This window comes from Microbacterium sp. NPDC097977 (genome assembly GCF_040302605.1).
Classification (GTDB): Bacteria; Actinomycetota; Actinomycetes; order Actinomycetales; family Microbacteriaceae; genus Microbacterium.
This window is the reverse complement of record NZ_JBEOUR010000101.1, coordinates 1-9,239: the sequence shown is the minus strand read 5'-3', so window position 1 is coordinate 9,239 and position 9,239 is coordinate 1. Positions and strand designations below refer to the sequence as shown.

The window sequence follows — 9,239 nt, the reverse complement described above, 5'->3', positions numbered from 1 at the left end:
GCATCCGCCCCCTCGGTGTATCCGCGGTCGCGCGTTACTTCTCGCCCCGGGTCACTTCTTGCCCTGGGCGGCGACCGCCGCCGCACCGGCCGCAGCGGCCTCGGGGTCGAGGTAGCGGCCGGGCCCGGTCGGGACGTTGTTCTCGTCGAGCTCGTACACGAGCGGGATGCCGGTGGGGATGTTCAGCTCGGCGATGTCGTCGTCGCTGATGCCCTCGAGGTGCTTCACGAGTCCGCGGAGCGAGTTGCCGTGCGCCGTGACGAGAACCGTCTTGCCTGCCTCGAGGTCGGGAACGATCGCGCTCTCCCAGTACGGCAGCAGGCGGTCGATGACGAGCTTGAGCGACTCGGTGCGAGGCACCTCGCCGTCGATGCCGGCGTAGCGCGCGTCGTGCACCTGGCTGAACTCGCTGTCGTCGTCGAGCACGGGCGGCGGCACGTCGAACGACCGGCGCCACAGCTGGAACTGCTCGGGACCGAACTCCTCGAGGGTCTGCGCCTTGTCCTTGCCCTGCAGCGCGCCGTAGTGACGCTCGTTCAGCCTCCACGAGCGCGTGACCGGGATCCACAGGCGGTCGGCGGCGTCCAGTGCGATGTTCGCGGTCTGGATGGCACGGCTGAGCAGCGAGGTGTGCAGGACATCGGGCAGGAGACCGGCCTCGGCGAGCAGCTCACCACCGCGCTTCGCCTCCTTCTCGCCCTGCGCGTTGAGTCGGACGTCCACCCAGCCGGTGAAGAGGTTCAGTTCGTTCCACTCGCTCCGGCCGTGACGGAGCAGGATCAGGGTGCGCTTCGAAGTCATGGCATCAGTTTATCGGCGCAGCGCCACGCGTACACGCCCGCGCCCTGGGAGGATTGACGCATGGCGTCATCTCCTCTCGGTCGGCCGACCCGCGGCACCACCGGGACGAACCGGCTCCGGCGGAACGACCGCTGGATCGCGGCGAGCACCGCCTTCCGACGAGCCGAGGATCCGCTCGTCGTCGATCTGGGCTACGGGGCGAGCGGCGTCACCGCTTTCGAGCTCGCGACCCGCCTGCAGCGCGTGCGCCCGGATGCCGAGGTGCGCGGCCTCGAGATCGATCCCGCGCGCGTGCAGACCGCGACCCGGCAGCTCGCCGAAGTGCACGCCGGCCGCACCTCGTTCTCCCCCGACCTGCGGGTGTCCTTCGCCCGCGGCGGCTTCGAGGTCCCGCTCCCGGCCGGACGCCGCCCCGCCGTGATCCGCGCCATGAACGTGCTGCGGCAGTACGACGAGGGCGATGTGGCGAGCGCCTGGCGCACGATGGCCGCGCGTCTCTCACCCGGTGGGCTGCTGGTCGAGGGCACCTGCGACGAGATCGGTCGCGTGGCGAGCTGGATCGACGTGGACCCGACGGGAGCGCCGCAGCGGTTCACGATCTCGCTGCGCCTGGCCGATCTCGAGCATCCGAGCATCGTCGCGGAACGGCTTCCCAAGGCACTGATCCATCGCAATGTCCCTGGCGAGCGGGTGCACGCCCTGCTCGTCGATCTCGATCGCGAGTGGGCGCGCGCGTCGCCGCTGTCGACGTTCGGGGCGACTCAGCGGTTCCTCGCCGCCGTCGGGGCCCTGCGCGCGCAAGGCTGGCCCGTGCTCGGCGGCAGGAGCCGCTGGCGCCTGGGCGAGCTCACGCTGCCCTGGGACGCGGTGGCGACGGTCGACTGACCGGCGCTCAGCCCGCCTGGCGCGGATCGGGTGCGCTCGGGCGTCGTGACAGACGCGTCAGACGAGGGATGTCGGCGGTGGCGCCCGCGTCCGCGGGGACGATGACCTGCTGGGTCGCCGCCACGTCGACGCCGTCGGACCGCACCACGAGATCGCCGACCGGCGTGCGGCGCGACAGGATCGCGAGGGCGATGGGACCGTCTTCGTGGTGTCGCGCGACCGAGGTCACCTGACCGACCTCGTCGTCGCCGGCGAACACCGGGTCTCCGACCGCGGGCAGGACCGCCTCGCTGCCGTCGAGGTGCAGTGCGGCGAGGCGACGCGGGGGGTGGCCGAGGTTGTGCACCTTCGCCACCGTCTCCTGTCCCCGGTAGCAGCCCTTGTTCAGGTGCACAGCCGTGCGGATCCAGTCGGACTCGTGCGGCAGCGACCTCTCATCGACCTCGGCGGACCAGCGCGGGCGCCACGCGGCGACGCGCAGCGCCTCAGCGGCGAGGAGTCCCGCGAGCTGGTCGGCGGCGAGCGTCGTCGCGAGGGCGTCGGAGCTCTCCCGCTCGAGGATCGCCACCCGCCAGGCGAGCGCCGCCCCCGGGTGCTCGGCGATCTCGGCATACTGATGCCCGCCGGCGCTCACGGCCTGCCACGGATCCACCCAGACGAGCGGAATGCCCGACGGAGCGGATGCCGCGGCGAGCGCCAGCTCGGCAGCGGCTCCGCCGTCGACGAAGCCGAGCAGGGCGAGGTCGGGGCGCACGGTCACGGTGGCCTCCGTGCGGAACTTCATGCGCGTCAGCCAGGTCGCGAGGGCGTCGGCATCGCCGGCGTCCGCGATGAGCCAGGTCGACGATCCGTCGTCCACCACCCCGGCCGCATGCTCCACCCTCCCCTGAGGGTCCAGCACCAGCAGCTCGGTGCTCTCGCCCGCCGAGAGTCGTCCGACCGCCTGCGAGGTGATCGAGTCGAGCCAGCTCAGACGCTCGGGGCCGGCGACCTCGATGACCGTGCGATCGTCGAGCGGCGCCACCGCCGCACCGGCGGCGAGTCGGCGCTGCTCGCGGAATGCATCGCCGAAATGGGAGATCCCCGTCTCGTCGGCGACGGCACCAGGGATGTCGGCGAAACCGGTCATGTCAGACCTTCGCCAGACGGGCCGAGGCGTGCGAGCGCATCGTGGTTCCGAGGGCGGCGATGTCCCACGCCCACAGCAGATGGTTGTCGACGAGCCCGTACATGCGTGTCGCGGCGCCGTATTCTTTGGCGCCGGCGCCGCGGACGATCGCGTCGGAGGCGATGTCGATGCGCGGCCCGGCGATCTCGCCGAGGTAGAGCTCCAGCATCCCGTCGGCGTGCGCGATCGACACCTCGATGGGGAAGCCGCCCGAGGGAGCGCGGAGGGCCTCGACGTCGTCGACCCCGCGGGTCACGGGCGCAGCGAGCGGGGGCAGCAGCGCGGGTCCGGCGTCGGCGTCGGTCGCGGGGCGGGAGAGGCGCCAGAATCCGGTCTCGGCGACGAGGGGGATCGACTCGGCACCGTCATCGCCGGCGAGGACCGCGGTCGCCGAATAGTTGAGGAAGGCCCCGCCGTCGTGGCTGAAGCTCACCCGATGGGTGAACTCACCCTGCAGACGTTCGTCGCCGACGGGATAGTCGATGACACCGGTGCCCTCCCAGACGCCGAGAAGCCACGAGAGCGGCGCGAGGTCGGCGGGGAGATCGGTGGGCAGCTCGAGCACGACGCTCAGCGCTGACCGCGGAAGAGGTTGCGCAGCACGACGACCGAGACGAACACGATCGCGAGGCTCGCCAGGCCGAGCAGGCCGATGAAGAAGAGTTCGAGCGCCAGGAGATCCATGACGCCCACTTTACCCTCCGTGCGGACGGGGTGTCTCGCGACGCGTCAGGTGACCAGCGACGCCAGCCCGAACCCGATGGAGATCACGCCCATCAGCAGCAGCGCCCCGATCGTGCTCCCGCCCACCCGGAGGATGAACCCCTGCGTGCGCCCGTACCAGAGCTGCGTGGCGAAGGAGAGCAGGACGATGCCCCCGAATGCCACGATCAGCCAGGGCACGCGCCATTCCGACGAGACGAAGACGCCCACCCCGATGGACGCGACGACGGCGACCGCCCAGACGGTGAGCACACCGACGAAAGCGTTACGCGGTGCGAGCGCAGGATCCGACATACCTCCATTGTCACCCATCCGCGCCCGGTATCATGGCGTCACGGCGTACCCCGCCGTCCGGAAGGAGTGCGTGTGGCCCAGGTCCTGGTGTTGACCAATGCTCCGGTGTCGGAACTGGTCCTGCCCGCGCTCGAGCTTCTCAGCCACCGCGTGCGTCAGATCCCGGCCGAGCCGGCCCAGCTGGTGAACGCTCCCGACTACGACATCGTGATCGTCGACGGCCGTCTCGACCTGGTCGGAGCCAAGTCGCTGTGTCGGCTGCTGCGCGCGACGGGCCAGGATGCTCCGCTGCTGCTGGTCGTCACCGAGGGCGGCATGAGCGCCCTGTCCGGGGAGTGGGGCATCGACGACGTGCTGCTCTCCACCGCGGGACCGGCCGAGACCGACGCCCGCGTGCGCCTCGCTCTCGCCCGCCGCGACGAGGTCGCCGAGCCCACGCGCGTGCAGGCCTCCGGCGTCACGATCGACGAGCAGTCGTACTCGGCGAAGCTGCGGGGGCGCCCGCTGGATCTCACGTACAAGGAGTTCCAGCTGCTGCACTTCCTCGCCACGCACCCGTCACGGGTGTTCACGCGCGAGCAGCTGCTCAGCGAAGTCTGGGGCTACGACTACTTCGGCGGCACCCGCACGGTCGACGTGCACGTGCGCCGGCTGCGCGCCAAGCTCGGCGACCAGGAGCAGATCATCGGCACCGTGCGCAACGTGGGGTACCGGTTCAACGTCCACGACGACGAGACGGTCGCCGCCACGGTGTGACCCTGGCGTGCCCGTTCACGCGCGCGTCACCTCACGGTGCTTAGATGTACCCCATGATCGATCCCGCTCTCGCCGACGCTGGTCTCGGTGACGCTGAAGATGACGACTTCGATGCGACCGAGGCTCCGGATGCGCTGCTTCCCGACCACCGCTACCTCGATCGCGAGCTGAGCTGGCTCGCGTTCAACCAGCGCGTCCTGGAGCTCGCCGAGGATCCGTCGCTCCCCGAACTCGAGCGGGCCAACTTCCTGGCGATCTTCGCGAGCAACCTCGACGAGTTCTTCATGGTGCGCGTCGCGGGGCTCAAGCGCCGCATCGTCACCGGTCTCGCCGTGCCGACGAACATCGGGCGCTCGCCCGCCGACGCGCTGGCCGACATCGCCCGCGAGGCGCACGCCCTGCAGCTGCGCCACGCGGACGCGTGGAACTCCCTGGTGCGACCGGCGCTGGCCGAGTCCGGCATCGAGATCACCGTGTGGTCCGAGCTCACGGACGAGGAGCGGGGCAAGCTCAGCGAGTATTTCGGCGCCCAGGTGTTCCCCGTCCTGATGCCGCTCGCCGTCGACCCCGCACACCCCTTCCCGTACATCTCCGGCCTGTCGCTCAACCTCGCCATCCGCATCCGCAACGCCCGCACGGGGCGCCAGGAGTTCGCTCGCCTGAAGGTGCCGCCGATGCTGCCGCGCTTCGTCGAGGTGCCGGGCACGAGCGAGATCAAGCGCTTCCTCACTCTCGAGGAACTGATCGCGAACCACCTCGGCGACCTGTTCCCCGGCATGGAGGTGCTCGACCACCACGCGTTCCGACTCACCCGCAACGAGGACGTGGAGATCGAGGAGGACGAGAGCGAGAACCTCATCCAGGCCCTCGAGGCCGAGCTGCTGCGGCGCCGGTTCGGTCCGCCGATCCGGCTCGAGATCACGGACGACATGGACGAGGTCACGATGGACCTCCTGGTCCGCGAGCTCGACGTCACGGACAAGGAGATCTACCGCCTCCCCGGGCCGCTCGACCTCCGAGGCCTGTTCGACCTGTCGCGGATCGATCGCCCCGACCTGCGCTACCCGCCTCACCTGCCCACCACCGCGGTCGCGTTCCAGCCCACGGGCAGCAACACGCGCGCCGACATCTTCAAGGCCATCCGCAAGTCCGACGTGCTGGTGCATCACCCGTACGAGTCGTTCACGACGAGCGTCGTGTCGTTCCTCGAGCAGGCGGCACGCGACCCGCACGTGCTCGCGATCAAGCAGACGCTCTACCGCACCTCCGGTGACAGCCCGATCGTCGAGGCCCTGATCGATGCCGCCGAGGCCGGCAAGCAGGTGCTCGCCCTGGTCGAGGTCAAGGCCCGCTTCGACGAGGCCAACAACATCGTCTGGGCGCGCAAGCTCGAAAAGGCCGGCGTGCACGTCGTGTACGGACTCGTCGGGCTGAAGACCCACTGCAAGCTCGCCCTCGTGATCCGCGAGGAGGAGGGCGTGCTGCGCCATTACTCGCACATCGGCACCGGCAACTACAACCCGAAGACGAGCCGCATCTACGAGGACTTCGGGCTCTTCACCACCGACGCGCAGGTGGGCAAGGACCTGACCCGCCTCTTCAACGAGCTCAGCGGCTACGCGATCGAGAAGAAGTTCAAGCGCCTGCTCGTCGCCCCGCTGCACCTGCGCAAGGGCCTCGTGCGCCAGATCGATCACGAGCGCCGGAACGCCGAGAACGGAAAGCCCGCGAGCATCCGCATCAAGGTCAACTCGATGGTCGACGAAGAGATCATCGACGCGCTGTATCGCGCGAGCGCCGCCGGAGTGAAGGTCGACGTCTGGGTGCGCGGCATCTGCAGCCTGCGCACCGACCTCGAGGGCATCAGCGACAACATCACCGTGCGCAGCATCCTCGGCCGCTACCTCGAGCACTCCCGGATCTTCGCGTTCCACAACGACGGCGACCCGCAGGTGTACATCGGCAGCGCCGACATGATGCACCGCAACCTCGACCGACGCGTCGAGGCGCTGGTGCGGGTCACCGACCCCAGCCACCTCAAGGACCTGCTCGACTTCTTCGACCTGGCCATGGACCCTGGCACCACCTCGTGGCACCTGGGAGCCGAGGGGGTCTGGACGCGGCACTCCGAGAATGCCGACGGCAAGCCTCTCGTCGACCTGCAGGACAAGACCATGGGGTTGATCCAGCGACGCCGTCGCGCACGGTCGGTCCGATGAGCTCGCAGTCGACGGCCCAGGCGGCGGGGTCGAAGTGGACGGACAAGGCCGTCTACGCGGCCGGCGCCGTCGTCTGGCGCCTGATCGACGGCAAGCTGCGGATCCTGCTCATCCACCGCACGAAGTACCGGGACATCACTCTGCCCAAGGGCAAGGTCGACCCGGGCGAGATGCTCGCGGAGACCGCCGTGCGCGAAGTGCACGAGGAGACCGGCATCCGGGTGTCCCTCGGCGTCCCCGTCGGGGTCAGCCGCTATCACCTGCCGTCGAAGAAGCAGAAGGTCGTGCACTACTGGGCGGCCGAGGCCACGGCCGAAGCCATCCGCGCCTCCACCTTCGTGCCCAATCGCGAGATCGCCGCCCTCGAGTGGGTCAGCATCAAGAAGGCACGTGCCCGTCTGAGCTACCCGGTCGACCTCGAGATCCTCGATTTCTTCGCGAATCTCGTCGATGACGGCGTCCTGCGCACCTTCCCCGTGATCGCACTGCGTCATGCGAAGGCGCTGTCCCGTTCGGACTGGGACGGGGCGGATGCCGCGCGTCCGCTGACGGAGCGCGGCCAGCACCAGGCGTCCTCGATCGTCGGACCGCTGCGCGCCTTCGGCGTGCGCAGGATCGTGACCAGCGACGCGGTGCGGTGCGTGCAGACCGTCACCCCGCTGGCCGCCGCCCTCGACCGCAAGAAGGTCAAGACCGAGGCGATCAGTCAGGATGCCTGGGAGGAGGGTCGCGACGACCTCCGCTCCGTGGTCGGCCGCCGCGTCCGCTCGGGAAAGCCCGCGGTGCTGTGCAGCCACGGACCGGTGCTCCCCGGCATCCTCACCGAGCTCGCGCTCGCCACCGGCACCATCCGCGGATCGTACGTGAGCAGCGCCGCCGCCCTCGAGCCCGCCGCCTTCTCGGTCGTGCACCTCTCGGCGACGAATCCGGGCTCCGGGATCATCGCGATCGAGACGCACATCCCCAAGGTCTGACCCCGACTCCGGCGGGATTCCGCGGATGGGCGCGGTATCCCGCCCCAGAGAGTCGACCGCCGTTCACCTTCCGTTCACCTGTGCGGGAGAGTCTCGTTAACCGCCGCACCTAGCGTCACTGTGTGCCCTGCACCGGGCCCCACCCCTCCAAGATCGAAGGATCCACAGTGAAGATCTCCCGAATCGCACGTATCGGCGCCATCGGCGCCGTCGCCGCTCTCGCACTCGCCGGCTGTGCCGCGAACGAAGGCGGCACCGGCGGCTCCACCGACGCCCCCACCGACTCCACCCTCTCCGGCACCATCGAGGCCACCGGCGCCTCCTCGCAGGAGGCCGCCCAGCAGTCCTGGGTCGCCGCGTTCCAGACCGCCAACCCCGACACGACGGTGAACTACACCGCGACGGGCTCGGGCACCGGCCGCGAGAACTTCATCGCCGGCTCCTCCAACTTCATCGGCTCCGACCGCGCGTTCAACGCCGACGAGATCGCCAAGGGCGGCTTCGGCTCCTGCGCATCCGACGAGATCGTCGAGATCCCGGTCTACATCTCCCCCGTCGCCGTGGCCTTCAACCTCGACGGAATCGACGAGCTGAACCTCGACGGCGAGACCATCGCCAAGATCTTCGCCGGCACGATCACCCAGTGGAACGACCCGGCCATCGCCTCGCAGAACGAGGGCGTCGACCTTCCCGACCAGGCGATCGTCACCGTGCACCGCTCGGACCCCTCGGGCACGCAGGAGACCTTCACCAAGTACCTCAGCGCCGTCGCCCCCGACGTGTGGACCTACGAGGCCAGCGACGAGTGGCCGCTTCAGACGGGCGAGGCCGGAGACGGCACCTCGGGAGTCGTCGACGCGATCACCAACGGCTCCGGCTACATCGGCTTCGCTGACGCGTCGCGCACCTCGGAGCTCGGCCAGGTGGCCGTCGAGGTCGAGGGCGACTACGTCCCCTACTCGGCAGACGCCGCCGCAGCGCTCGTCGAGGCATCGCCGCTCGAGGAGGGCCGCTCGGACCACGACCTCGCGTTCGCCGTCGACCCGGCCGCCGCACCCGCCGGCTCGTACCCGATCGCGCTCGTCTCGTACCTCATCGGCTGCGTCGACTACGACGACGCCGAGACCGCCGGCCTCGTGAAGGCGTACTTCGAGTACGTCTCCTCGGCCGAGGGTCAGGATGCAGCCGCCGAGGCTGCCGGCAGCGCGCCGATCTCGGACAGCCTGCGCGACCAGATCAGCACCGCGATCGACGCGATCGTCACGAAGTGACCGACGGCTCAGCCCACGGCTGAGCTCCGGTCCGACGCCCCCGGGTGTGGGGGGGGGGGGGAGGGCCCCCCCCGGGTGGGGGGGGGGTTTTCACAACCCCACCCGCTGGGCCCGCAGCGCAAGGCCCCCCCCCCCACCCAAACCAAGG

9 protein-coding genes are annotated in these 9,239 nt (G+C 70.0%); 5 read left to right on the top strand and 4 right to left on the bottom strand.

Going from position 1 to position 9,239, the window contains the following annotated elements; translation table 11 throughout:
- Positions 1-51: 51 nt before the first annotated feature.
- Positions 52-801, bottom strand: a complete 750-nt coding sequence (locus ABTZ43_RS15985) for a phosphoglyceromutase (RefSeq protein WP_056420319.1) — start codon at positions 799-801, stop codon at positions 52-54.
- A gap of 60 nt (positions 802-861) precedes the next feature.
- On the opposite strand from ABTZ43_RS15985, the gene ABTZ43_RS15980 reads away from it, so the two are divergent.
- The gene (locus ABTZ43_RS15980; RefSeq protein ID WP_350539504.1) at positions 862-1,686 is read left to right on the top strand and encodes a class I SAM-dependent methyltransferase; all 825 of its coding nucleotides are present in this window, start codon (positions 862-864) and stop codon (positions 1,684-1,686) included.
- Between the two features lie 7 nt (positions 1,687-1,693).
- Here ABTZ43_RS15980 and ygfZ read toward each other — a convergent pair whose 3' ends face one another.
- From ygfZ to ABTZ43_RS15965, 3 genes are all read right to left on the bottom strand, one after another.
- Entirely contained in the window at positions 1,694-2,815 is a 1,122-nt protein-coding gene (gene ygfZ / locus ABTZ43_RS15975; RefSeq protein ID WP_350539503.1) for a CAF17-like 4Fe-4S cluster assembly/insertion protein YgfZ, read from the bottom strand.
- A 1-nt stretch (position 2,816) separates the two neighbouring features.
- Positions 2,817-3,419 carry a heme-binding beta-barrel domain-containing protein gene (locus ABTZ43_RS15970; protein ID WP_350539502.1) on the bottom strand — a complete coding sequence of 201 codons (603 nt, stop codon included), beginning with the start codon at positions 3,417-3,419 and terminating at the stop codon, positions 2,817-2,819.
- A gap of 164 nt (positions 3,420-3,583) precedes the next feature.
- Positions 3,584-3,871, bottom strand: coding sequence for a hypothetical protein (locus ABTZ43_RS15965; protein ID WP_056420308.1), 288 nt, complete (start codon positions 3,869-3,871; stop codon positions 3,584-3,586).
- 72 nt (positions 3,872-3,943) lie between these two features.
- Here ABTZ43_RS15965 and ABTZ43_RS15960 point away from each other — a divergent pair, with 72 nt between their 5' ends.
- The 4 genes from ABTZ43_RS15960 (at position 3,944) to pstS (ending at position 9,091) form a co-directional block, all read left to right on the top strand.
- Positions 3,944-4,627, top strand: a complete 684-nt coding sequence (locus ABTZ43_RS15960) for a winged helix-turn-helix transcriptional regulator (RefSeq protein ID WP_149422580.1) — start codon at positions 3,944-3,946, stop codon at positions 4,625-4,627.
- A gap of 53 nt (positions 4,628-4,680) precedes the next feature.
- Positions 4,681-6,846: an RNA degradosome polyphosphate kinase gene (locus ABTZ43_RS15955; RefSeq protein ID WP_350539501.1), complete on the top strand. Its 2,166-nt coding sequence runs from the start codon at positions 4,681-4,683 to the stop codon at positions 6,844-6,846.
- Entirely contained in the window at positions 6,843-7,820 is a 978-nt protein-coding gene (locus tag ABTZ43_RS15950; protein ID WP_056420302.1) for an NUDIX hydrolase, read from the top strand. The genes ABTZ43_RS15955 and ABTZ43_RS15950 overlap by 4 nt, the downstream gene beginning before the upstream one ends.
- A gap of 167 nt (positions 7,821-7,987) precedes the next feature.
- Positions 7,988-9,091, top strand: a complete 1,104-nt coding sequence (gene pstS, locus ABTZ43_RS15945) for a phosphate ABC transporter substrate-binding protein PstS (protein WP_056420299.1) — start codon at positions 7,988-7,990, stop codon at positions 9,089-9,091.
- Positions 9,092-9,239: the final 148 nt, after the last annotated feature.